Source organism: Kitasatospora sp. NBC_01287 (genome assembly GCF_026340565.1).
Classification (GTDB): Bacteria; Actinomycetota; Actinomycetes; order Streptomycetales; family Streptomycetaceae; genus Kitasatospora.
Map to the genome: position 1 here is coordinate 492,591 of NZ_JAPEPB010000002.1, position 22,100 is coordinate 514,690.

Annotated in this window: 37 protein-coding genes and 1 pseudogene; 31 read left to right on the forward strand and 7 right to left on the reverse strand. The window is 70.8% G+C overall.

Features of this window, described 5'->3' with window-relative positions:
- The 6 genes from OG455_RS39130 to OG455_RS42305 form a co-directional block, all read right to left on the reverse strand.
- Positions 1-852: a hypothetical protein gene (locus OG455_RS39130; protein WP_266301528.1), complete on the reverse strand. Its 852-nt coding sequence runs from the start codon at positions 850-852 to the stop codon at positions 1-3.
- On the reverse strand, positions 812-2,269 hold the full coding sequence (locus OG455_RS39135; RefSeq protein ID WP_266301529.1) for a phage portal protein: 1,458 nt from the start codon (positions 2,267-2,269) through the stop codon (positions 812-814). Before OG455_RS39135 ends, OG455_RS39130 begins: the two co-directional genes overlap by 41 nt.
- Positions 2,269-3,648, reverse strand: a complete 1,380-nt coding sequence (locus OG455_RS39140; protein WP_266301530.1) for a terminase — start codon at positions 3,646-3,648, stop codon at positions 2,269-2,271. The genes OG455_RS39135 and OG455_RS39140 overlap by 1 nt, the downstream gene beginning before the upstream one ends.
- A 332-nt stretch (positions 3,649-3,980) precedes the next feature.
- On the reverse strand, positions 3,981-4,208 hold the full coding sequence (locus tag OG455_RS39145) for a hypothetical protein (protein ID WP_266301531.1): 228 nt from the start codon (positions 4,206-4,208) through the stop codon (positions 3,981-3,983).
- Between the two features lie 11 nt (positions 4,209-4,219).
- Entirely contained in the window at positions 4,220-4,570 is a 351-nt protein-coding gene (locus tag OG455_RS39150; RefSeq protein WP_266301532.1) for a hypothetical protein, read from the reverse strand.
- On the reverse strand, positions 4,567-5,043 hold the full coding sequence (locus OG455_RS42305; RefSeq protein ID WP_353963042.1) for an HNH endonuclease: 477 nt from the start codon (positions 5,041-5,043) through the stop codon (positions 4,567-4,569). Before OG455_RS42305 ends, OG455_RS39150 begins: the two co-directional genes overlap by 4 nt.
- 417 nt (positions 5,044-5,460) lie before the next feature.
- On the opposite strand from OG455_RS42305, the gene OG455_RS39155 reads away from it, so the two are divergent.
- From OG455_RS39155 to OG455_RS39305, 31 genes and pseudogenes are all read left to right on the forward strand, one after another.
- Positions 5,461-5,673, forward strand: coding sequence for a hypothetical protein (locus tag OG455_RS39155; protein WP_266301533.1), 213 nt, complete (start codon positions 5,461-5,463; stop codon positions 5,671-5,673).
- A gap of 37 nt (positions 5,674-5,710) precedes the next feature.
- A complete protein-coding gene (locus tag OG455_RS39160) occupies positions 5,711-6,106 on the forward strand; it encodes a hypothetical protein (protein ID WP_266301534.1) in 396 nt (131 codons plus the stop codon).
- 30 nt (positions 6,107-6,136) lie between these two features.
- On the forward strand, positions 6,137-6,970 hold the full coding sequence (locus OG455_RS39165; RefSeq protein WP_266301535.1) for a hypothetical protein: 834 nt from the start codon (positions 6,137-6,139) through the stop codon (positions 6,968-6,970).
- A 52-nt stretch (positions 6,971-7,022) separates the two neighbouring features.
- Positions 7,023-7,208, forward strand: a complete 186-nt coding sequence (locus OG455_RS39170) for a hypothetical protein (protein WP_266301536.1) — start codon at positions 7,023-7,025, stop codon at positions 7,206-7,208.
- Between the two features lie 54 nt (positions 7,209-7,262).
- Complete coding sequence (locus tag OG455_RS39175) at positions 7,263-7,574, forward strand: antirestriction protein ArdA (RefSeq protein WP_266301537.1); 312 nt, start codon at positions 7,263-7,265, stop codon at positions 7,572-7,574.
- Positions 7,575-7,685: 111 nt separating this feature from the next.
- Entirely contained in the window at positions 7,686-8,012 is a 327-nt protein-coding gene (locus tag OG455_RS39180; protein WP_266301538.1) for a hypothetical protein, read from the forward strand.
- Between the two features lie 110 nt (positions 8,013-8,122).
- Entirely contained in the window at positions 8,123-8,365 is a 243-nt protein-coding gene (locus tag OG455_RS39185) for a hypothetical protein (RefSeq protein WP_266301539.1), read from the forward strand.
- Positions 8,362-8,595 (forward strand): hypothetical protein, encoded by a 234-nt coding sequence (locus tag OG455_RS39190; RefSeq protein ID WP_266301540.1) that lies wholly within the window; start codon positions 8,362-8,364, stop codon positions 8,593-8,595. Before OG455_RS39185 ends, OG455_RS39190 begins: the two co-directional genes overlap by 4 nt.
- 52 nt (positions 8,596-8,647) lie before the next feature.
- Complete coding sequence (locus tag OG455_RS39195) at positions 8,648-9,109, forward strand: hypothetical protein (RefSeq protein ID WP_266301541.1); 462 nt, start codon at positions 8,648-8,650, stop codon at positions 9,107-9,109.
- Between the two features lie 64 nt (positions 9,110-9,173).
- Positions 9,174-9,374 carry a hypothetical protein gene (locus OG455_RS39200; protein WP_266301542.1) on the forward strand — a complete coding sequence of 67 codons (201 nt, stop codon included), beginning with the start codon at positions 9,174-9,176 and terminating at the stop codon, positions 9,372-9,374.
- A 52-nt stretch (positions 9,375-9,426) separates the two neighbouring features.
- Complete coding sequence (locus OG455_RS39205) at positions 9,427-9,921, forward strand: hypothetical protein (RefSeq protein ID WP_266301543.1); 495 nt, start codon at positions 9,427-9,429, stop codon at positions 9,919-9,921.
- A gap of 93 nt (positions 9,922-10,014) precedes the next feature.
- Positions 10,015-10,692 (forward strand): hypothetical protein, encoded by a 678-nt coding sequence (locus OG455_RS39210; protein ID WP_266301544.1) that lies wholly within the window; start codon positions 10,015-10,017, stop codon positions 10,690-10,692.
- A gap of 81 nt (positions 10,693-10,773) precedes the next feature.
- Entirely contained in the window at positions 10,774-11,250 is a 477-nt protein-coding gene (locus OG455_RS39215; RefSeq protein ID WP_266301545.1) for a hypothetical protein, read from the forward strand.
- A gap of 69 nt (positions 11,251-11,319) precedes the next feature.
- The gene (locus tag OG455_RS39220) at positions 11,320-11,496 is read left to right on the forward strand and encodes a hypothetical protein (protein WP_266301546.1); all 177 of its coding nucleotides are present in this window, start codon (positions 11,320-11,322) and stop codon (positions 11,494-11,496) included.
- Between the two features lie 34 nt (positions 11,497-11,530).
- On the forward strand, positions 11,531-11,893 hold the full coding sequence (locus tag OG455_RS39225; protein WP_266301547.1) for a hypothetical protein: 363 nt from the start codon (positions 11,531-11,533) through the stop codon (positions 11,891-11,893).
- Between the two features lie 236 nt (positions 11,894-12,129).
- Positions 12,130-13,512 (forward strand): hypothetical protein, encoded by a 1,383-nt coding sequence (locus OG455_RS39230; RefSeq protein WP_266301548.1) that lies wholly within the window; start codon positions 12,130-12,132, stop codon positions 13,510-13,512.
- Complete coding sequence (locus OG455_RS39235; RefSeq protein WP_266301549.1) at positions 13,463-13,735, forward strand: hypothetical protein; 273 nt, start codon at positions 13,463-13,465, stop codon at positions 13,733-13,735. Before OG455_RS39230 ends, OG455_RS39235 begins: the two co-directional genes overlap by 50 nt.
- A gap of 1 nt (position 13,736) precedes the next feature.
- Positions 13,737-14,249 (forward strand): DUF6879 family protein, encoded by a 513-nt coding sequence (locus OG455_RS39240; protein ID WP_043475193.1) that lies wholly within the window; start codon positions 13,737-13,739, stop codon positions 14,247-14,249.
- Positions 14,250-14,258: 9 nt separating this feature from the next.
- Positions 14,259-15,107, forward strand: a complete 849-nt coding sequence (locus OG455_RS39245) for a helix-turn-helix transcriptional regulator (RefSeq protein WP_266301550.1) — start codon at positions 14,259-14,261, stop codon at positions 15,105-15,107.
- Positions 15,108-15,206: 99 nt separating this feature from the next.
- Complete coding sequence (locus OG455_RS39250) at positions 15,207-15,431, forward strand: hypothetical protein (RefSeq protein WP_266301551.1); 225 nt, start codon at positions 15,207-15,209, stop codon at positions 15,429-15,431.
- 47 nt (positions 15,432-15,478) lie between these two features.
- Positions 15,479-15,649 (forward strand): hypothetical protein, encoded by a 171-nt coding sequence (locus OG455_RS39255; protein WP_266301552.1) that lies wholly within the window; start codon positions 15,479-15,481, stop codon positions 15,647-15,649.
- A gap of 98 nt (positions 15,650-15,747) precedes the next feature.
- The gene (locus tag OG455_RS39260; protein WP_266301553.1) at positions 15,748-15,948 is read left to right on the forward strand and encodes a hypothetical protein; all 201 of its coding nucleotides are present in this window, start codon (positions 15,748-15,750) and stop codon (positions 15,946-15,948) included.
- A 6-nt stretch (positions 15,949-15,954) separates the two neighbouring features.
- Positions 15,955-16,104: a hypothetical protein gene (locus OG455_RS39265; protein ID WP_266301554.1), complete on the forward strand. Its 150-nt coding sequence runs from the start codon at positions 15,955-15,957 to the stop codon at positions 16,102-16,104.
- Positions 16,105-16,232: 128 nt separating this feature from the next.
- The gene (locus tag OG455_RS39270; protein WP_266301555.1) at positions 16,233-16,661 is read left to right on the forward strand and encodes a hypothetical protein; all 429 of its coding nucleotides are present in this window, start codon (positions 16,233-16,235) and stop codon (positions 16,659-16,661) included.
- Complete coding sequence (locus OG455_RS39275; protein ID WP_266301556.1) at positions 16,658-17,314, forward strand: hypothetical protein; 657 nt, start codon at positions 16,658-16,660, stop codon at positions 17,312-17,314. The genes OG455_RS39270 and OG455_RS39275 overlap by 4 nt, the downstream gene beginning before the upstream one ends.
- Complete coding sequence (locus OG455_RS39280) at positions 17,278-18,120, forward strand: hypothetical protein (protein ID WP_266301557.1); 843 nt, start codon at positions 17,278-17,280, stop codon at positions 18,118-18,120. The genes OG455_RS39275 and OG455_RS39280 overlap by 37 nt, the downstream gene beginning before the upstream one ends.
- A complete protein-coding gene (locus OG455_RS39285) occupies positions 18,117-18,629 on the forward strand; it encodes a GNAT family N-acetyltransferase (protein WP_266301558.1) in 513 nt (170 codons plus the stop codon). The genes OG455_RS39280 and OG455_RS39285 overlap by 4 nt, the downstream gene beginning before the upstream one ends.
- Complete coding sequence (locus OG455_RS39290; protein ID WP_266301559.1) at positions 18,626-18,796, forward strand: hypothetical protein; 171 nt, start codon at positions 18,626-18,628, stop codon at positions 18,794-18,796. Before OG455_RS39285 ends, OG455_RS39290 begins: the two co-directional genes overlap by 4 nt.
- 105 nt (positions 18,797-18,901) lie before the next feature.
- Positions 18,902-19,168, forward strand: coding sequence for a hypothetical protein (locus OG455_RS39295; RefSeq protein ID WP_266301560.1), 267 nt, complete (start codon positions 18,902-18,904; stop codon positions 19,166-19,168).
- Positions 19,169-19,332: 164 nt separating this feature from the next.
- Positions 19,333-20,163: pseudogene (locus tag OG455_RS39300) on the forward strand (N-acetyltransferase family protein); the annotation flags it as partial.
- Positions 20,164-20,379: 216 nt separating this feature from the next.
- On the forward strand, positions 20,380-21,651 hold the full coding sequence (locus OG455_RS39305) for a MurT ligase domain-containing protein (RefSeq protein ID WP_266301561.1): 1,272 nt from the start codon (positions 20,380-20,382) through the stop codon (positions 21,649-21,651).
- Here OG455_RS39305 and OG455_RS39310 read toward each other — a convergent pair.
- Positions 21,606-22,091 (reverse strand): hypothetical protein, encoded by a 486-nt coding sequence (locus OG455_RS39310; protein ID WP_266301562.1) that lies wholly within the window; start codon positions 22,089-22,091, stop codon positions 21,606-21,608. The two genes, OG455_RS39305 and OG455_RS39310, sit on opposite strands and share 46 nt — an antisense overlap.
- Positions 22,092-22,100 lie beyond the last annotated feature (9 nt).

Sequence of the window (22,100 nt, forward strand, 5' to 3'; positions counted from 1 at the left end):
CTAGGTCTTGGTGTAGTAGGCGCGCCAGTCGGCCAGCGAGCCCCCGCCGAACTCCCGCCACATCCGGGCGAAGCTCGTGTTGGCGTCGGGGAGTTGGTACCGGCGGGAGAAGATCGGGACGGCCTGGCAGTGGCAGTGCGGGTGCGCGCCGAACGCGGCCGTCCGCTTGGACTTGTAGACCGCGCCGCGCGCGGCCATCAGCGCGCAGAAGTAGCAGGGTGAGCCCTCGGTGGCGCGGTAGTAGCCGATCGCCCCGGGGTCGTTCTGCAGCGCGTTGTGGATCATGTCCCGGCCGCCGTCCTGGACGATCTGCCCGCCCGCCCCGGAGCCGGCCGTCTTCAGCGACTCCAGGAAATCCCGCTCCCAGGCGATCAGCGCGGGGTCGTCCAGCGCGGCCGAGCCCTCCCGGCCGGGGCGCTCCCGCTCGTGCTTGGCCACCCGGTCGGCGACCTGCTGGCGGAACGTCTCCGCAGCCCGCTCGGCTTCGCGCCCGATGTCCTCGGCGGGGAAGGGGTTGCGGGTGTCCACGGGCAGGGGCTCGCGCGCCCCGGTGCCGGTCCGCTTGCCCGTGGCGCGGTTGAAGTCGGCCCACAGGGAGCCGAGCGAGGCGCCCGGGCGGTAGCCGGGGCCGCCGATCACGCGGCCGGTCTCCAGCGCGCGGACCAGCCGGTAGAAGGCGATCGACAGCGTCCGGGAGGCCACCGCGGATTCGCGGATCGCCGCTTGGTACTGCGTGCTGAGCTCGGTCAGCGAGGTGGCCAGTTCGCGGGCCTCGACGGCGGTCAGGATCTCCGCCCAGCGGGCGGAGAACTCAGCGGCCAGCGCTTCCTGCGCGAGCTGGTACGCGGCCACTGCCCGAAGGATCTCGGCTGCTCTGGGAGTCCACGCCACCGGCCGCCTCCTTCTGCTTCAGGGCCTCGGCTTCGGCGGCCTCCGCCTTGCGGGCGGCTTCCTCGGCGGCCTTCACCGCCTCGTCAATGTCCGCCTGGGAGAAGCCCGGGATCTTGCGGAGTGCGACCGACAACGGGACGCCCTGCTGCATGAGCTTGACCATGGCGTCGGCGGCCTGCGCGAGGCTGCGGGTGGACTTCTCTGCCCACTCGACCTGGCTCTCGTCCTGCTCCGTCTCGCCCCGGCCGGCCACGGTGGCGCACAGCCGGAACACCGACTCCCACGACTCGCCCAGCGAGTCCTGAAGGGAGCCCAACATCCGCTTGAACGAGGTCTCGGCGGCGGCCAGGGCATCAGCCGAGAGGTTCACCAGGCTGGCCCCGGCAAGGTAGTGCGGCGGCACATCCGCCAGCGAGCTGATCTCCTCGATCGTCTGGCGACGGGAGGCCATCAGATCGCCGGTCGGCATCGCCGGGAGCTGCCCGAACGAGGCGTCGGAGTTGGGGGCCATCAGCAGCGTGGACGGGTCCAGGCTCGGCACGTCGTAGACCGGCTCACCGCTCTCCGGATCGCGCACCGGGTCACCCGTCTCCGGGTCAAGTCGCTCGGACGGGGCGAGGCCCGTCGCGTAGCGGATCGCGTGGGCGCCCCAGTGCTGATTGAGCAGCAGGCTCAGCGTCTGCTGGTTGAGGCGGTCCTGCGAGACGACCAGCGGCTCGACCAGGCCGCGGGTGCGGCCCCGAAGGTCAACCGACGGGGAGAAGCGCACCACGGGGCACACGTTCATGCCGTGCGGCTCGGCGGCCAGCACCGCGCTCTCCGGCTCGGCGTCCAGGTCGATGGTGTACCGCGCGACGTCGTCCCACAGGTAGCCGACAGTGGTGTTCTCGTCGGGCTGCTGCTCGGGGACGTGCAGCGCGTACACCGGGTACTCGTCCCACGCCGGGTCGGTGTAGACCGCGACGGTGTTGATCGAGTCGTAGGCCCGGATCAGCGGCTCCCTGCGACCCTTGCGCGGGTCGGGGGTGACCACGGCGTAGGCCGCACCGGAGGTGAGGGCAGCACGGTGGACGGCGGCCTGCCGCTCGTCCATCCGGTTCTTCTGCCAGTACCGCCACTCGTAAGCGTTCTCACCCGAACCCGGGCGGCGGAACCCCTGCACCCGCAGGGCGTTCAGCGGCGTCTCGACCACCAGGCCGGTGACGTTCAGGATGGACCGCTTGACGAGGTCCTTGAACTCCGAGTTGGCCTTGGCCGGCATCCACGGCGCGCGATGCGCTCCGCGGGCGTAGCGGTCCACCAGGTTGAGCCGGTCGAAATCGCGGTCGATCAGCTCCTTGGCGTGGCGGGCACGCTGGAGCACGACGGGGAGGGACATCAGAACCCTCCTCTGGTCTGGAGCTGTCCGGGGCGTTTGGCGGGCTTGAGCTTGCCGCTCTCGGTCAGGCGGCGGTGGGCGATCCAGGCGAGCACCATGGCCGCGTACAGGTCCACCTTCAGCTTCGACTCGCGGCTCTCCTTGCCGAAGGAGAAGCCGTACTGGTTCGGTCGCTTGCGGGCGTTGAGGGTGTGGCGGGTCAGCGAGTAGTCGCGCACGTGCGGCAGGGCCTCGGTCTCGATCGCGCCGACCATCGCCATGTGCTCGGTTGTGATCTCGCGCTGGTTGGCGCGCATGTCGAACCCGCACGTGGACTTGCCGCTGGCCTTGATGAGCAGGTGCTTGCCGTACTTCTCGGACCAGTCGGCGACGTAGCTCTCCCACCCGGCGATGTCCGCGAAGAACGCGGTGACGGTGTACTTCTGGAAGACGTGGGCCACCATGTCGTTGACCTCCTGGCCGTCCACTTCCCAGTTCTTGCCGGCCGGGCCGTCGGGCTTCTCCCACAGCGCGAGTTTCTGGACGAGCTTGTCCCGAACGCGTAGGGCCAGCAGGCCGGTTGAGTCGTCGGTCTTGCCGCCGTCGAAGGCGAGGACGATCCGCTCGCCGGGCTTGATGCCGTCGGCCGGCTCGACTGTGGCGAGGTCCCAGGTATCGCGGTCCACCAGCGCGTCGTCATGGCTGGAGAGCTGGTTGAGGTACTTGCGGCGGGACTCGTCCTCGGACGTGCTGGCGGACCAGATGTCCTTCATCACCCGCTCGGGGTTGATCCAGACCGAGTCGCCCCGGGCGCACAGGATCGCGGCGCGCAGCTGGTCCTCGTCGGCGAGATCGACCCCGGGCGGGGCCTCCACCGAGTCGTAGTAGATACCGGCGTCGCGGTTGACGCCGTCGCGCTGCTTCTCGAAGGCGTACCACGTGCCTTCGGCGACGCTCTCCTCGCCGATGACCGGCGCGTTGGTGATCTCCATCGTCCGGCCGGAGACCTTGGTCGCGTTCGGGCGGATCGTTGCCGCCAGGCGCGGGCCGTGGTTGCCCTCGACCCAGTGCCACGTCTCGTTCAGCAGCGCGAACGACGGCCGGCCACCCTCGGCGGCGCGGAAGGACGACGCCTTGGCCTCAAGGCGGCACTGGCGGCCGTCGGTGTCGGTCTGCGAGGCGTAGCAGACCTCCTGGCCGAGCTTGATGGCATACCGGTCGATGGCGGCCGGGGAGAAGATCGTGGCCAGCGCCGACATGGTGTTGACGTTCTGGCCGGCCGCCGTGGCGAAGATCTGCACCCATGCTTCCTGCGGTGGTCCACCGATCGGCGAGCCGTCGGCGCGGAAGCCGACCAGGCGGCACGGGCCGACGAACTCCATCGCGGCCACGCTCGCCATCTTCGGGTCCTTGCCCCAGCCCTTGAGGCGGCGCAGGGTGCCGGACTCGTAGCGGAAGGCGCGGCCCCAGGTCTCGGGGTCGTTGGGGTCCTCGGGTACGGCGTCGTCGCGCAGTTCGTACCAGCGAGCGAGGATGCGGCACTGCTCGGGGGTGTACTTCCAGTCCGGGCGGAACGCGTGGGCGCTCCAGCGCAGCAGCTCACCCGCGAGCGTGCGGCGGCGGTCGGGGATCTCGTCCGCGATGGTGCGGACCGGCTCGTAGCGAAGCAGCGCGGCCCTCCTCGGTCTGAAATTCGGCGAGCCCGGCTGTCAGTTTTGACAGCCGGGCCCTCTCAGGTCGCCGCTGCCTCCCTGCGGGCGCGCTCTTCCAGCAGCCGAGCAGCGTCAGCGGAGACATGCTCACCGGTCGCGAAGGGCGAGTTCATGTCGTGGGCCCACAGTTCGCGGGCGACGGCGTGAGGGACCTCGGAGTCCAAGCACGCCTCGTAGTAGACGATCGTCCGCGCGATGCGCAGGGACTCGTCCGAGGGTCCGGCGGCCCGGGTCTTGCGGCGTGCCACGGCGGCCCCTCTCAGACTCGGTTGCCCCAGCGGGCGGCAATGGCGTCGCGGGCGTTGTGGCCTCGGCGGTTCCCGTCGCCCTCCCCTCGGATTTTTCCGAGGGTGCCGGCCGCGCTCGCCCGGTTGGTCTGGGCCTGCGCGATGCCCGGGTGGAGGACGAACATCCCGGCCCGGTTCCCTCCGGGGATCATCTGGCCTTCACGCTTCACCACGGCGTCGAGCTGGGCGGCGCGCGCGAGCATCGGCGCGGCGATGTCGATCAGCGCGAGGTCGGTCGGCTCAAGGTCCAACTCGGTCTCGTACAGCTCGACCAGCGCGGTGCGAATCTTCGCCGGGTCCTTCTCGGTCGGATCGACGTTCAACGGACCTCCCCGGGGTGCGATCGGCGGGTTCGGATGGGCTGCCAGCGGCCCGCGGCGGCCCGCCTGCGGGCTCGGCCGGCGTCCGCCGAGTCCTTGCGCAGGACGTGCCAGTCGCACAGGGCGCGGAGGTTGGCCGGCGCGTCGGAGCCACCTTCAGAGGCGGGCACGATGTGGTCGCAATGGCGCGCTGGCTCGCCGCACGGCTCTCCGGTGTCGTACCGGATGTGCTGGCACATCCACGCGTCGCGGTTCATCACCGCGCGGCGAAGGCGGGCCCAGTGCGGGGGAAGCGGGGTCGTCCGGCGCGAACTCGTCTGCACGGCAACCTCCTTGAAGCGTTGGGCCCCGCCAGGTGCTCGACCTCGACCAGGGAGAGAGGGCCGGTCGGGGAGCGTTGCCCTGGCGGGGCAACTCGGGAGGCCGGCTCGGGGTGCCGCAGACGTGCGCGCACGCGCGCGGAGCTGCCTCCACATGTATTAAGGCGGTCCGGTTAACAACCGCCGACGCCCGCGGCCTCACTCTCCGCAGTCAGTGCATGGCAATGCGTTCATCCCTGCTGGTCACAGTGTGTTATTGATCAGGAAGAAGGAGTCGGCCGGCGTTCGTATCGGATCTCGACTGCTATGACGCTCCGGGCAATGAAGGAACGCGCGCGGGAGGCACCCCCCGGGTCACCCCGCAACGACCGCCGAACCGCCACGAACGTGCCACCAAATCTCTTGCAGCACTTAGGAGTTGACTTCGCTTCGCGTGAGCGCGTCTTCCGACTTGGCGAGTTGGAGTGCTTCAAGTGAGTGTGACGGGCATCACGCATTTCATATTGGACAACCAACGTGGTGGTCATGCAGTGTTGCCCTCAGAACGAACGAGCCGAGCGAAACGAGATCACGATGCGTAACCACATCACCCCCGCCGCCCTGGCCCTGGCCATGCTGCTGGCGGGCAACCCGTGGCAGACGCACAACTGGGGCGGAGGGGTCGCGGCGGCCCTGCTGACCGGCCTTCTGGCACACGGGGTGCAGCGGCTGGCCGGTCGCTTCCGGCGGACCGCGCCGTGCCCGGCCGAGGTTCCGGCGGTCGCCGACGACCGCGACGACGCCTGATCCGTTACCCCGCCCGACTCAACCCCGGAGAACACCAATGCGTGTCCGCCTCACCCTCTCCGCACTCGCCGTGTCCGCCGTGTCCGCACTCGGCGGGTGGGCGGCTGGAAGCCACCACGCACCGGCCCCAACTCCGCCGAGCGTCACGGCTGATGACGTCTACGCCGTACTCGGCGAAGGGCAGACCGTCGCGGCGGCCTGCGGACGGGGTCACGACGCCTGCCGCACGGCCCTTGACGGCTCGCAGGGCATGGCACTGGCCGGACAGGCCGTGACCTTCTGGGAAGACGGCTCGTGGTCGCTCACAGGCAGCGGCCCGGCCAGTGAGGACGCCTACACCCGCGCATTCAACGACGGCTGGCAGGACGCCATGCGCGACGCCTGCGATCAGGGCAGCGCGTACGCCTGCAACTGGCTCGCCACCACCCGCTGACCACCACCCGCACCACGCAAGGAACGCACCATGACCGCCACTCTCACCCACGAACTCGCCGACGCCGTAGACCAGTTCGGCACCCGATACGACACCGCACAGAACCTGATCAACGAGTGCGCCGCTCACGACTGGGCCCGGATAGCCATCGTGATGGACGTGACCGGGTTCCTGGAGGACGGGGACCACTGGTACTCCACCGAGGCCGAACAGGTCCGCGCGGCGTCCAACTACGAGACGGCCAAGCGCTGGTTCACGGAGGAGTGCGGGCCGATCGGCGGCACGTGGGACGACAACGGCTGGTTGCTGTACAACGCCGACGATCCGGCCGCTGTGGCGGTGGCGGAGCGCGTGACCGGCTGCCTGCACGGATACCCGCTGTTGGACGACGACGACCACAGCGAGCGGGAGCACGTGGCCATGGTCGAAGAGATCGAAGGGTCACCCCTCACCCTGCCGGACGGAGTGGACGGCGCGGACGTGCTGCGCGAACTGTCCTGTCCCCAACTCGGCTGCATCACGATGGACATGGTGGAGGATGCCCTGTCCGGCATGGGGTACGCGCAGTGCTCCGACTGCGACGAGTGGCTGACCCCCGCCACCGCCCGACACGGCGAACCGCTCTGCCGGGACTGCGCGTTGGAGGAATCGCGCCCCGTGGAGACGTCCAACTTCCTGATGCCCGGGTCTGAGCAGTGGCAGGCCCGCACCGTCTACGGCCACGGGAAGCCACTGACCGCCGTTCTCAAGCCCTACCTGGACGGCTACGCCACCGAGCAGGGGGCCGCGTACCGCGAGGACGTGCGCGCCATCGTGCGCGGCTCCAAGCAGGGATACCGCGCCGTGTACGGCCGTGCCGCGTAGGCAACAGGCCCCACCCCCTCCAACTCCCGTACCACAGAACGGAATCCCCGCCATGACCCGCACCGACGCAATCCGACTGTCCGGCTACTGGCCCAACCTGGCGAAGCTCGGCATGGACCACCCCGACGACGCAGCCGCGATGTTCGACGCCTTCCGCGACATGCGCCGTGACCCGGAGTTCGGCCAGGGCCTTGACGTCCTGCTGGACGAGATGTTCGCCGACCCGCGCAGCGTCTGACCCACCCACCCACCCACCCGCCCACCCCCACACCGACCCGAGAGAGACCCCACGGTGAGCCGCACCGCTGACTACCTTGCCCACCTTGCCGAAGAGGCCGGGCTGATGATCGAAGACCTGGAAGCCCTCACCGCCTACGCCGCACTCGTCGGCGACGCTGAGTACGCCGTGCGGACCTTCGATGACGCCTACGAAGGCCAGTGGGACGACTTGGAGGACTTCGCCCACGACCGGCTGATGGAGACGGACGACGAGTACCGCGCGGCGATGGAGAGTTGCCGGGGGTGGCGGCCCTCCCTGGACATGATCGCGTGGCACTGCGACTACTCGCACACCGCCGGTGGCCACGTCTTCCAGTCCATCTGAGCTGCGCCCCTTTGGTGAGGGCCCGCCCGCAGCGTCGGGCCCGCGCCATGGGTGCACAGACACCAGGCCCCACCCCCTCCCACCTCACCGACACACCCCCGGAGCACAGCCATGCCCGTAAGCCTGATCAAGTCCGCCGCCGTTGACCAGACGTTCGCCGCGATCGTCGCGGACATCCCCGACCACGACACCAGCACCGCCACCGACCGGTTCACCTGCGAGTACTGCGGCGGAAAGATCGAAGCGTCCGCCCCGATGTGGTTCAACGTCACCCGGCAGGCCGACGGAACCCCCCTCCTGGACATCTACGGCGTAGGGGCCGAGTCCGCCTCGGTGAGCTGCGAAGACTGCGGGCGCGACGCGGACACCGAGATCTACCGCGCCATCTCAAACGCCATGTGCCCCGCAGACAACTACCTGTCGGGAATGGTGCTCTGAGCCCGTCCGCACCCCCCTGAGCCGCTTTGGTGGGGGCCGGACCCCCGGCCCCCGTCATGGTCGCTCAGGCACCAGACCCCACCCCCTCACCCGGCCGAAGGAACAGCGCCATGTCCGCACAGCTCCAGACCCTCGTTGACCGCGTCCGCGAGAACGAACGTGCCTGGGAAGCCGCCTTCCGGGCGAACGTCCCGACCTACGACCCCGACCACCCCGACCAGCCCGCCGAAGACCAGTACATGGGCGACTACGACGAGATGGACACCGAGCGGGCGCACGACGCCCGCAAGCTGCTGCTGGACCTCTCCACCGAACTCGACGCACTCATCAGCGAGATGGAGGGCGGCCGGTGATCAGCGCCGAGGACTTCGCGCTTCTCTCCCACTGGGCCTACGCCGACCGCATCGGGGCCGACGTCGCCGACCCCGACGGAACGGCTACCGCCCGGCTGGCCGACGCCGGATACCTCACCCCCGGGGCCGTCCACGGTATGTGGCGCATCACCCGGGAAGGTCAGGCCGCCCGGGGCGCGTACCTCCGAGTCCACCCGGTCGGCAAGCGCGTCGGCGGCATCCCGTTCTGACCGGCCCCGCTGGCACCAGGCCCCACCCCACCCCGAAGGAAGCGAAGCACCGATGAACACCTACGACGCTCTTGTGGTCCAGCTCGGCGACCACGCCGCCGTGAGCGGCGCACGGGCCTACGCCACCGAGGACGACTCTCCGAGCACCAGCCCGGACGTCCTGGCCCAGCGTCTCGCCCGCCACGGCACCCACCACGGCGCGACCATCACCCCTGGCCCCGGCGGAGCCGTCACGGTCGAGTGGCCCCGGGTCGGTCGCACGGTCCGTGTGGTGTGGCTGCCGGTTATCCGGGCCGCATGGGTCAACCTCGCGGACGAGCTTCCCGAGTTGACTCCCGACAGCCGGGCGTACGGCAAGGGGGCGGAGGACGCGGGCAGGATGCGCGGCTGGCGGCTCAGCCGCGCGGGGTACCGGGCCTGGGCCGAAGCCGTCGGCCTGACCGGCGACGACGGCGAGTGGTTCGCCTACGAGACCGGTCACGCGGACTGGTGGATCTCCTACGAAGGCCGCTGACACCAGGCCCCACCCTCCGGCCGGCCTGGCACCAGGCCCCACCCCGACCCCGCAGGAGACCTCCGTGCCCCGCTTTGCCGTCTACATCAACGACACCAGCACCTACCGCTACGAGGTAGAGGCCGACGACTACGAGGCCGCCGAGGCCGCCGGGTTGGCCATCTTCGAGAGCGACGACCGCGAGAGCGGCTACAGCCACTGCCACGAACCAGAGGTTCCTGAACCGGAGTTGCTGGACGCGCTCCCGCTCCCCGTCGCGGCGTGACCACCCGCCGTTGACACCAGGCCCCACCCCCACCCCATCGCAGGAGATACCAGTGCCCACCCCCGCCACCCTGACCACCACGCTCCGCCTGCCCGGCGAGAAGAAGCCCGTCGTCGTCACCACCCCGGCCCAGCGCGGTGCGCAGAACAAGCACACCAAGGCCGTTCAGACCGCGCTCGACCTTCCGACGCTCAGCAGCCCCGGCAAGGCCGTGAAGATCGGGCCCGGTCCCCGCCCCGCCACGAAACCCAGCAAGGCCCGCACGGCGGGCAAGGGCTGGCAGCGCTGGACCGAGCCGGACGGCACCGTGCGCTACGGCGTCGCCAGCGAAGCCCACCCCAGCGAACTCGGGCTCGACTGCCCGTCCGTCCGCGCGACCCGCGCCCGGTACCGCGTCGTCGTCCCGGCCGACGGCGGGGAGCCGTTCGCCATCGTCACCGCCCCCGGTCACCCGTGGATGCGCGACCGCGACACCGCCATGGTCCCCGCACTGCTTCAGGACTGCCTGCCCGGCCTGCTCGTCAGCGGCACCGTGCTGGCTGCCTGACCCGCCCCGGTGCAGCCCGGACCACCACGTCCGGGCCGCGCCGAGGCCCGGTCAGACACCAGGCCCCACCCCGAGCACCGCAGGAGAGCAGCAGTGCCCACCCCCGACTACAAGCTGACCGCCTTCCGCGCCGAGCTGCTGGCGCTCGCCGAAGGGCTAGCCCAGGGCCTCGGCAGCGACGAGTGGACTGTCGACCCGCGCCGGATACCCGACTGGCACCCGTGCGTCGAACTGGTCCGCACCGAAGACAGAGCCCGCGTTCTGATCCAGCAGGAACGCCTCCGACCCGACCGCTGGGGTGTGCACGGCACCCTCCCCGACAGCAGCACCTACTACTACCGCCACGACCTGACCGGCGGGAACATCACCGTCACCCGGGCCAAGACCCCGGCCCAGGTCGCGCGGGACGTGCAGCGGCGGCTGCTGCCCGACCTCGACGCGGCGGTCGCCGAGATGAGCCGCAGGCAGCACCAGCACCTCACCGACGTCCACGAGGTGACCGCCGTGGCCAGCCGGTTGAAGGCCGTGCCGCTCACCACCGGCCAGCCGCCCGGCGAAGCCAACCGGCGCAACGGCGAGGACACCACCCGCACCCTGAGCTGGAACCAGGGCCCCGGGACCTCCTGGAGTTCACCCCACGCCGTCGTCAAGGTCCAACGGTCCCAGTTCGGCGGGGTCGAGATCACGTGCTCGCACCTCACCCCCGACATGGCCGAGGCCGTACTCCGCGCCCTCACCACCTCGCTGCCCGCCACCGCCCAGGCCGCCTAGGCACCAGAGCCCACCCCCGCCAGCGGCCGGCCGCCGCTGACACCAGGCCCCACCCCCGACCACCCGCAGGAGAGCAGCAGCATGCCCAAGTACATCGTCGGCGTAGACGAGATCCGCGTGCACTGGGTGCCCGTCCTCGCCCCCACCCCCGAGGCCGCCGAGCGCGAAGCCGAGCGCATCGTAGCGGCCGACCGGAAGGTGTGGTTCGACCACACCGAGCCCCTGGTGGTCGGCGATGCCCAGACCGAGGCCGAATGGGACGCCGAGCAGGAGGCCATCGACCGCCGCAGCGGCGGGCACCAGGCCCCACCCCGGGCCCGCCACTCGGAGCCCGCCCCCGCCGCGAAGTTCACCGCGCCCCGCACCGACCACCACGCCGACGACAGCCCCTGCCCGCCGAACCACAAGCACACCAGCAGCGGCAAGCCGCTCACCCCCGGCTGCCCCGGCCGCACGTACTCCAAGGCCGTGTGCACCTGCGGCTGGGAGACGAAGAACTCAGGCAAGGGCTACACCGACGAGACCCGCCGCCGCCACCTGCGCACCGCTCACGCCTGATCAGCGGCCGGCACCAGACCCCACCCCCGAGGAACCACCGTGCACGTCGTCTCCGCACCCCTCCGAGTCATGAACCTGCCCCGCCGGTACACCTTCGGCTACGCCGAAGGACCCGCCCCGCACATCGCGCTCGTGGACGACCAGGCCCGCCGCTCCCTGTGCAGCCCCCACGTCCCCCTCGCCTCGGACTGGGCCTTCAACGACGACCAGCTCTGCCCGGCCTGCGCCCCGCTCGTCCAGCGCTGACACCAGACCCCACCCCGATCCCCACAGGAGACCAGTGCCCACCCCCACCATCACCACCGGCTACACCCTCACCTACCCGCCGATCAGTGACCGGCCCCCGATGGCCGTCCGGTTCACCGTCGCCCCCGACGACAAGGGCACGTGGACCGTCGAACGCCAGGCGCACGGAGCGGCCGGCCGGATACTCGGTGGCGACCAGCCCCGCCGCTACTACGGGGATGAGGCCCAGGTCCGAGCGGAAGGCGCCTACCGGGGGCTCGTCGTTCGTGAAGTCCTGCACCTGGGGCAGATGCTCGACCTGGCCTTGGACCCCCGGGACATCCGCTTCATCGACGGCGTTCCCACCCTCGACGGGATGGACGCCGGCCAGTGGCTCGACGCCGTCGGTACCGGCTGACCAGCCCGCTGGCACCAGGCCCCACCCCGTCGCCCGGCTTCCGTCACCCCACTGTCGGTATGCCGGGTGTCGGACCCCGAGTTGGGTTGAGTCCCACCGCTAGGGGCTTATGTATAGATATTTTTTAAATGTCAATAAAAAAGACATTACGACATAGACCCTTACGCCGAGTACCCCAACCAATCACCCCGGGTGACCAAGACCGGGGGTCGCCCCACCGACCGCAGGAGACACCAGTGCCCACCCCCCGCGCCCCCTGGATTCCCGGCGGAGGCACCGCCCTGGACTGGGGGCTGCGCATCCCGTGCCCCGTCGGGGTGGGGCCAGCCGGCCTGTCCGGCGAAGGCGGCGCGGTCTGGTGCCTGGACTGCGGCGACCGGTACACCGGACGCCCCGCCCAGGTCGGCGACGACCACCCCCACCGCGACGACGCCCACCACGCCGCCCGCCTCCACGCCGACGACCACGAAGCCGACTTCCGCCGCTTCGTCCACGCCGAGCGCACCCGCGAAGCCCGCGAGAACTCCGGCTGGACCGGCAGCGTGTACGCCCTCGTCGCAGCGGCCACCGGGGAGGACCCGGACAGCGGGGTGTGGTGGGACGGCAACGGCTACCGCCTCGTCCCCCACGGGGCCCGCATCGACGCCAAGGGCCGCCGCGTGCGCCGCCGCGTGGTCGAGCTGATCATCAAGGCGGGGTTCCTCCGGCAGGAGGAGGACGGGGACGTGGTCGCCACCGCCGACGGCCGCGCCATGCTCACCATCTGGCGGCACCACCGCGCAGAGCTGGCCGAGCCCTGGCCCGCCCGCGCGGAGCCCGAGGCCCTGCCGCCCCTGCCCGGCGGGAAGGAGGCACAGCGCCGCCGGGAGGCCGCCCGTCAGCGCGCCCTGGAGCTGGAGCGCCAGGCCGCCCAGAGCCGGGCCGAGTTCCTGCGGCGGCGCGAGGAGGCCGAGCGGCAGCACCAGGCCGATCAGGCGGCCAAGCGGCAGCGCCAGGCCGACGAGCAGGCCGAGCGCGAGCGCGCCGAACGAGCCCGCACCGGAGCGGACATCTACCTCACGTGGTCCGCGGTGAGTGCCGCCCGCTGGAGCGTCACCGGAACCGGCAACGACCGCCGCCTGGACGTCGTCCTCAACACCACCGACTTCGCCTCGGACATGTACGAGATCCGCGAGAACGGCCACTTCGTCTCCCGCCACCCCTACCGGCACCAGACCGAGCCCGCCGTCCGGCAGCTACTCGCGGACGGCGTCGAGATCGGGCAGCGGACACCAGGCCCCACCCCCGCGGCCTCCACCGAGGCGGGCCCCGGCGAGCCCGCCGTCCGTGGACAGCAGGCCCCACCCCCACCACCTTTCGTAACCCCTGTCTACGGCCCAAGGTCTGTCGAACAGCGGGGCGAACCTGGCTTTCCGCTTACCCACCCGGCTACTTGCGCTCTCGCCGGACGCCGCGTGGCTGAGCTGGCAGTTCGTCAGAAACGGAAACGCCTGACAGGCAGGTCGTGTACGCGCCAGGATGAGCCCACCGGTTGTGCAACTACGCAGAACCAGAGCCCCAGGGAGCATCGTGGAGCCTCTACAGTTCATCGGGATCATCTCCAACACGCCAGAGGTTGACTCGCCGACCATCTGGCGCGACCCGGAGAACGGTGACCTGCTCATCCAGTCCTACAAGGCCAGCGATGAGGACTTGAGCCGCTGCAAGGAGGTTGGTTCGGTCCCCGGGCACTCGACTGACGTGCCCGACCACGAGACCGTGATCCGCCTCCCCGAAGAAATGATCAAGTTCATCGTGGACCTCGCCGCAAGGCTGGCCACTCAAGAGGACGAGAGGGAGTAGCGTGGCCAACCCGATCGCCACGGCCATGGCAGAGGCCAAGTTCTCTGCCGTGCACCTGGAGATGCGCGACAACTACACGCCGAACGACCCGCAGTTCCAGCGCTATCGGGAGGGTCTTCGCTACAACCCGGACGACCGGCCGGAGTGGTTCCAGTACTGGACCAACTTCGCTGGCGAGGCGATTGACCGGGGCGTGGTCATGCGTCGGGCTCGCATCGTCTCCGAGCCGGTCACGGAGTACATCCGCTACGAGCACCACGTGACATTCCTGAACGTGGCTATCGGCGAGCAGGTTCGCTGGCTTCCGCGCCGATTGGCGGCAGACATCGCCCTGCCTGGGACTGACCTGTGGATGTTCGATGACTCCAAGATCATGTTCACCTTCTTCTCGGGCGACGGGGATGTGGTGGACCGGGAGTGGACGACCGAGCCTGACGTCGTTCAGCTCGTAAAGAGCGCCTTCGAGACCGTGTGGCATAGGGCGACTCCGCACAAGGACTACGTGCTCAAGTAGCCGAACAAGATGCGTACCTCCCGCTCATCGAGCGTTCAGCAGGCCCGGAAGGCTCTAGCCGAACGGCTTAAGGAGATCCGGAAGGACTCCGGGCTCACCGGGCCTGCTCTCGCCCTCGCATGCGGTTGGAGCAAGTCGAAGTGCTCCCGCATCGAGAACGCGATCACCGCACCTTCCGAGCAGGACATCAGGGATTGGTGTCGAGCGTGCGGAGCAGACGACCGCGCCGCAGACCTGGTGGCTTCCCTTCGCTCAGTCGAGACCATGTTCACCGAATGGCGACGCATGGAGCGGAGCGGACTCAAACACGCCCAAGAGATGGTCCTGCCGCTGTACGAGCGGACTACGCGGTTCCGGGCGTACACACCTGGCATCCTGCACGGGCTCCTTCAGACTCGGGACTACACCCGCTCGGTACTCCAGGCCACCCAACGCCGTCGTGTTGCCGTGGACGACGTGGAAGAGGCCGTACAGGTGCGTATGGAGCGTCAGGAGATCCTGAGAGACCACGGGAAGACCTTCGCCTTCATTACCGAAGAGGCATGCCTGTACCACGGCCTCGGCGGCACGGAGGTAGCCGCCGGCCAACTCACCCGCCTGATCACCGTCGCGTCCATGGCGAACGTGAGCCTGGGGATCGTTCCGAGGGGCTACTTGCGCCACTCGATGCACGTCGAAGCGTTTTCGCTCTACGACTCGTCACAGGCCAACATCGAACTCGTCTCCGGGTACCTCCAGATCACGCAGCCCTCCGAGGTGGCCATGTACGTCAGCCGGTTCGCGGAACTGGCCAGCGACGCCGTGTATGGCGCTGCCGCTCGTACTCTGATCACAGAGGCGATTGACTCTCTCGGGTGACGGCTGTGCAACTGCGTGCAACTTTCTGGAGAGCGTCTGGCTGAAACTCCTACGGTCTATCACGCACCCCCCACCGCCACGGCGAAGGAGGACAGACCGGTGGCGAGACGCACCCCCAAGCGTGAGTACCGCGAGACCGGAACCGGCCCGAGCAAGTACGAGTTGAGCCGGGCTCCCGCCGGTTGGAACCCGCTGGACGACTACCGGAAGGCCAACGCCGCCGGGCAGGCCCCCTCGGTGGGCACGAAGCTCCAGATCGACGCCGTTCGCGCCACCTGCCCCTGCTCGGACTGTCGAACCCGCCGCGCCGGCCTCTCGGCCTGACCAGCACCACCACATCGCACGCCCCGACCCGATGGAGAGGCGCAACTGTGAACAGTGTGATCCAGGGAGCCCCGGTCCGGCACCGCACGGACGGCTGGACGGGCACCGTCGCGGAGACCCCGAGCAAGCTGGCCAACCACGCCTGGGTAAGCCGGGATAGCTCCAGCGACACGTACCCGGAGATGGTCCTCCTGACCGACTTGGAGCCCGCGGAGTGAGCAACCCGCTGCTACCCGTCCGAGTGACCGCGCCGCTGCCAGTCCGAGCGGACACCCCGCCGCCGACGCCGGTCCGATTCGCGGGTGAGGGGATGGTCGTGGACCGCCCCGACGGATACCGGCAGGGAACCTGCTGGGCCTGCCACCAGGAGACGCTGGTCTGCGCCGGCACCACGCTCCAGGCCCCCGGCGAGGACCAGGCCACCTGCCACGCGATCTGCGACGACTGCATTGCCCGCGCCCGGCGGCCCCACCGCCGCGCCGCGCTGCGCGCTGCACTCGACCAGCGCCCGGCGTAGGCCGCCGTGGACGACGGACAAGAGGAGTACCGCGAGGCCGCCGACCGGGAGACCCGTGGGCTCCCGACGCCGCTGCCGGTCGCCATCGCCCAGACGGTTGCGATGGTCCTGCTGGCTGCGGTGGTGGCCGCACTCATCGCCTCCGGCCGCTTCTGACCGTCACCCCGCGCCCCTGGGCGCCCCACGAACTCCCGGCCCGTCAAAACGACACGACGGGCGGGGGCACCACGCACGACTGCTCGCCCGCACCCGGGCGAGCAGAGCCAACCCGATAGGAGAGGCACGTGAGCACCGCCACCACCCCCGGCTCCACCGTGGAGCTGGACGAGCTGGGCAAGTTCTTCAACATCACTGCGCGACGGATCGACGCGGGCGAGACCGCGCCGCAGATGTTCTCCGCCGCGATCGACGCGACGTGGCACACCCTCGTCGCGGACCCGGCCGCGCACGACGCGTTCGCGCTGAAGCACGCTGGCCGCAAGCTGGAGCACGTCGAGATGCAGGGCTTCGGGCCCATCGCCTGGGTGGCCGCGTACGAGGAGGCGTACGGGCCCCTGCCGGAGATCTGGTTCACCAACGCCGACGGCACCGTGAACACCGAGGCCCGCGCCGAGTACCTGGAGACCGGGACCGTCACCGCCGAGTGGGACTGCGGCCCCCGGCCCGGCCCCGGCGACGGCGACGACCTGACCCCGGCGGCGTCCTACCTGTGATCACAGCACCGTTCGACGGAGCGCCCCGGCCCACCGCCGGGGCGCTCCGCCTCACCGAGGCCCGGACGGAGAACCCCGCCAGCGTGGACGTGAACGGCTACCTCGCCGACCTCATCGAGCACTGCCCGTTTCTGCTCCCCTCCATCCGGCGGGACATGACCGGCTGGACCGTCTACGAGATCACCCCAGGCAGCCACCGGTACGCGGTGGAAGCGGACTTGTTCTACGCCGGGGTCCAGGCCGCGGAATGGGTCCGCCCGCTGATGGGCAGGCCGTACGGTGTCCTCGCGTGCGAGAACGTGGTGCTGGTCGGGCACTGCGAGGGGGCGGGCCACCGGGAGCTGCTGGCCTGGCCGCACTGGGCGCTGAAGAATCTTTACGCCCCGGTCGGCGTGATGTTCGGCAAGTTCACCCAGGGGGCTGTCGAGATCGGCCGGCGCGGGCAGAGCATCCCGCCGCCGCCGTTCTCGTTCCTCCCGGTGCGGGCGGGCGTCCGGCCGCTGGACCCGAAGTTCCTGGAAGCAACACCCGACCTCGCCACGGCGCTGGCCGTGGCGGCGGACGACGGCCGGGACGTCTTCGAGCACATCCCTTGCGAATGGAAGGCAGTACGAGAATGGGCGAGTTCACTTCCGATGCCGCAGAGGCCCTGAAGGCCGCAGAGGCCGTCTGCGGGCCGGTCGAACTGGAGGAGATCAGCGACCGCCGGGGCTCGGCGGTGTGGAAGGCCAGCGGCCCGCTCGGGGTGGCGAGCATCAAGCTCGGCACCGGCGAGGCCGCCGAGGTCACCGCCCGCGAAGCGTCCGTACTGGACCAGCTCCCCGAGTACACCGTGACGGCCGGCCGCTTCAACGGCGGGGTCTGGTATGTCACTCCGTGGCTGGCCGGGCCGTCCACCTGGGACGTCTTCCGCCCGGTGCGCAAGGACGAGGGCGGACGGGACGAAGCGCTCGCCGCTGCGGTCGACCTGTGCCGCGCCGTCGCCGACCTGCACCACGCCGGATGGGTCCATGGGGACCTCCAGCCCCAACACGCCATCCACACCAAGGACGGCGTGCGCCTCCTCGACTTCGCGTGGTCGCGGCAGACAGGCATCACCCCGTGGTCGACGTTCGACGGCACGATGATCCACCTGACCCCGCCCGAGCTGGCCGCCAGGATCATCAACGGCCCGCAACCCGTCCTCACCACACAGAGCGCCGACGTCTACGCCCTCGCCGGAACCCTGTGGACCTGCATCACCGGTCGCTGGCCCCTGGACTACGAGACCGCAGGGATCGGCAGCGACGCCCCGGTGGAGGACAAACGCAAGGCCATCGCCCACCGTGCCGTCCCGCTGTCCACCGTTCTGCCCTGGCCTTCCCTCCAGGCCCGCCTGCGCCACGTCCTGCTGTGTGCCCCAGACGACCGCCCGAGCGCCGGCGAGCTGATGAGGCTCGTGAAGGCGGCGGAAGCGTGATCGAGCTGCGGGAGCTGACCGACGGCGACGCCGACGCCCTGCTGCGCATCTACTGCGCGGAGGCGACGAAGCACCTGGGCAGAGCCTCGATGGACGCCGCCGAAGCGCGGTTTTACGCCCGCACCGCCGCAGCCTCCGCAGCGCAGAGCCCCCGCATGCTGTACACCCTTGGGCTGGTCGCGGCTGGCGACCTCCTCGGGGTCGTCAAACTCCACCTCGACCGGCCCGCGCCCGCGATCAGCTACATCCTGCGCCCGGACGCCTGGGGCCGTGGCTTCGCCACCGAGGGCGTGCGCAGAATCCTCGCCCTAGCCTTCGGCCACCTCGGGCTGCCGGAGGTCCGCGCCAAGCACCACCCGGACAACCCCGCCTCCGGGCGTGTCCTGGTGAAGGCCGGGTTCGCACCGACCGGCGAGCACGTCGGTTTCATCACCTACGCCATCCGGCCGCCGTCGGCCGCCTGCCCCTCCCCGTACACCCGGAGCACCACATGGAACGCGCCGCTTTGATCCTTGTCCTGATCGTCTACATGGTGACCGGTGTCCGGTACTACCGAACGCCCCTGGACGAGAGCGACCCCGGCAAGCTCGTATACGCCCGCATCACCGAGCGTCGAACCGTGGAGATCTGGCGGCGCGGCCTCTCCATCGACGTCCGCGTGATCGACCAGCACTGACCATCTCGCACCCCCGCCGCCCTCAACCCCCAGTGGCGGGCCCGCCCCCGTCCTGCTGCTGCCCCCGCAGCCGCAGGGCGGGGGCCTCTTACCAAGGAGACATCAATGTGGGCCAGCAGCGGGCCTGAGCGCGAAGCCATGATCAAGAAACTTGTTCTGGCTGCGCTGCCGGTCGCTATCGGGCGGTACAAGGCCGGCACAGGCATGAGGACCCTCGCCACCATGTACGGCTGTGACCCGCTCTGGCTCCGCGATCAGTTCAGCAAGGAAGGAGTCCGCCTCCGTTCCCTCCAGGAGGTCTCCGTCGCGCGGGAGCTGAAGCCCGTGCCGTGGACGCCGGTTCCGATGCCCGGGAAGAAGCTGATGCCGTAGGGCAGGGGCCCTATATAGATGACTCCTCGTACGTTCACGGATGCGTAACCGCAGCGAAGCACGCACCTCGTAGCGTGGCTGGCATGACGGCAACCTGGGCTCAGAAGATGCGGCAGATCACACCTTTGCGCAGGTCAGAGCGGACCTGCAAGGGGGTAGACTCGACCCACGTGCTGGCGCTGGCCACCCGCACCGCGCTGGACGCCGCCGAGCTGCCGATCGCGCTGCGCCAGCTCTTCGGCCAGGTCACCATCCGGCAGTTCCCGGCCCGCGACGGGCAGGCCCCGGCCGCGCCGAGCCTTCAGGGTCCGGTGATGCGGCTGGCCGCGCCGGGCGGCGAGCTGATCGAGCTGGCCCGCCCGCACCTGCCCTTCACCCCGACCGAGTTCGCCCGGGCCAAGGCGCTGGTCGAGCTGGACACCGTGCTCGGCCCCCGGGTGCCCAAGGTCGCCGACCGGCTGAGCCTGCCGGGCGGCGGCGAGCCCGGTGGCACCGAACTGACGGTCCGCCGGGCCGATCCCGCCGACAAGGCGGCGGCGCTGGCCATGCACCGCCGCTGCTCGCCGGCCACCCTGCGCCGCCGCTACCACGGCCCGGTGTCCGACGCGGACCGCTACGTGGACCACCTGCTGGACCCCCGGCACGGCCAGACGCTCACCGTGGCCGCCCCCGACGGCCGGCTGGTCGCCCTGGCCCACCTGATGTGGGACGACGACAGCGCGGAACTGGCTGTGCTGGTCGAGGACGACTGGCAGCGCCGGGGCCTGGGCCTGGACCTGCTGCGCCGGATGGCGGCGCTGGCCGCCGAGGCCGGGGTGGCCACGGTCTACGCGGTCACCCAGGCCGGGAACACCGCGCTGATCGCCGCGATGCGGCGACTGGAGCTGCCGCTGGACTACCAGGTGGCGGACGGCACCCTGGTGATCACCGCCCATCTGGCGGGCGCGGCCGAGCAGTTGCCGAGCCCCTGGCCCTCGGTGCCCGGGAGGCGCTGAGGCGGTACGGTGCGGGGCGGGCCCGGCTCCACCGGCCCGCCCCGCACCGCGTTCCGGCCGGTCGGCGAGGTGCCGGACGGCTCATCCGGCACGGCAGGACGGGGGGCATGGCTCGGCCTGCTTCCGATGAGCCGTTAGGCTGGCCCCGTCCCCGCCGCCCTACGGCCCCGTACGAGGTCAGAGGGGGGTCGTCAGCTAGAGGAGGAACTCCTGAGCATGCCAGGCACCGGATCGGAGGCCGCGGCCACCGGCGCGCGCGACTCCTCACTGCCCGCCCGCTCCAAGCTCGCCGTCACCGCGGGCAAGGTGGCTGCTGCCGCCTCCCGCTCGGTCGGCCGTGGCAGCGGCTCGGTGATCGGCGGCAAGGTCGCGCTCAGGCTCGACCCGGACCTGCTGGCCCGGCTCGCGGACCACCTGGACGTGGTCCTGGTGAGCGCCACCAACGGCAAGACCACCACCACCCGGCTGATCGCCGAGGCGCTGCGTGCCGCCGGTCCCGTGGTCTCCAACGCGCTGGGCGCCAACATGCCCGCCGGCATCACCTCCGCGCTGGCCGGCGGCTCGGACGCCCGCTACGGCGTGATCGAGGTGGACGAGAAGTACCTGGCCGGCGTGGCCAGGGACACCCACCCCAAGGCCATAGCGCTGCTCAACCTCTCGCGCGACCAGCTGGACCGGGCCGCCGAGACCCGGATGCTGGCCGAGAAGTGGCGCGAGGGCCTGCAGGGCACCGAGGCCGTGATCATCGCCAACGCGGACGACCCGCTGGTGACCTGGGCCGCCTCCTCCTGCCGTCGGGTGGTCTGGGTGGCCGCCGGGCAGGCCTGGAAGGAGGACGCCTGGTCGTGCCCGTCCTGCGGCGGCGTGATGCAGCGCCCCGGCGACGACTGGTACTGCCAGGAGTGCGGCTTCCGCCGGCCGCAGCCGCACTGGGCACTGCAGGGCGGGCACGTGATCGACCCCAACGGCGCCGCCTGGCCGATCCAGCTGCAGCTGCCGGGCCGGGCGAACCTGGCCAACGCGACCAGCTCGGCCGCGGTGGCCGCGGTCTTCGGCGTGCCGCCGCAGGTCGCCCTGGAGCGGATGCAGTCGGTGGCCGCGGTGGCCGGCCGCTACGACGTGGTCAACTACCACGGCCGCGACGTGCGCCTGCTGCTGGCCAAGAACCCCGCCGGCTGGCTGGAGACCTTCTCGCTGATCGACGGTCCGCCCGCGCCGGTGATCCTCTCGGTGAACGCGCTGGACGCCGACGGCACCGACACCTCCTGGCTCTGGGACGTGGACTACGAGCGGCTGCACGGCCACCCGGTCTTCGTGATGGGCCAGCGCAAGCTGGACCTGGCGGTGCGGCTGGAGGTGGCGGGGCTGCAGTTCCACGTGGTGGAGACGCTGGAGGAGGCGGTCCGGATGGCGCCGCCCGGGCGGATCGAGGCGATCGCCAACTACACCGCGTTCCAGCAGCTGCGCAAGGTGGTGGCCGGAGCATGAGCACTCCCCCGCAGCAGCCGGGCTACCCGCAGCAGGGCCAGCCGCAGCAGCCCGGGCACCCCGGGCACCCCGGCTATCCGCCGCAGCAGCAGCCGGGCTACCCGCAGCAACCGCCCGCCGGGTACCCCCAGCAGCCCGCGCCCGGCCAGCAGCCGCCGGCCGGCTACCCGCAGCAGCCCGGCTACCCCCAGCAGAACCAGCCGCAGCAGAATCAGCCGCAGCCGGGCCAGCCGCAGCAGCCCGCCGGGCAGCCCCACCCGGGCCAGCCGTACCCCGGCTACCCGCAGCAGCCGGGCTACCCCGCCCAGCCCGGAGTGCCGCAGGGCCAGCCGCAGCAGGCCCCGCCGCCCCCCGGCCAGCAGCAGCCGGCGCAGCAGCACCGGCACGCGGCCCCGCAGCAGCACGCGCAGGCCGCGCCGCCGCAGCCCGACCCGCAGCACTATGGAAGG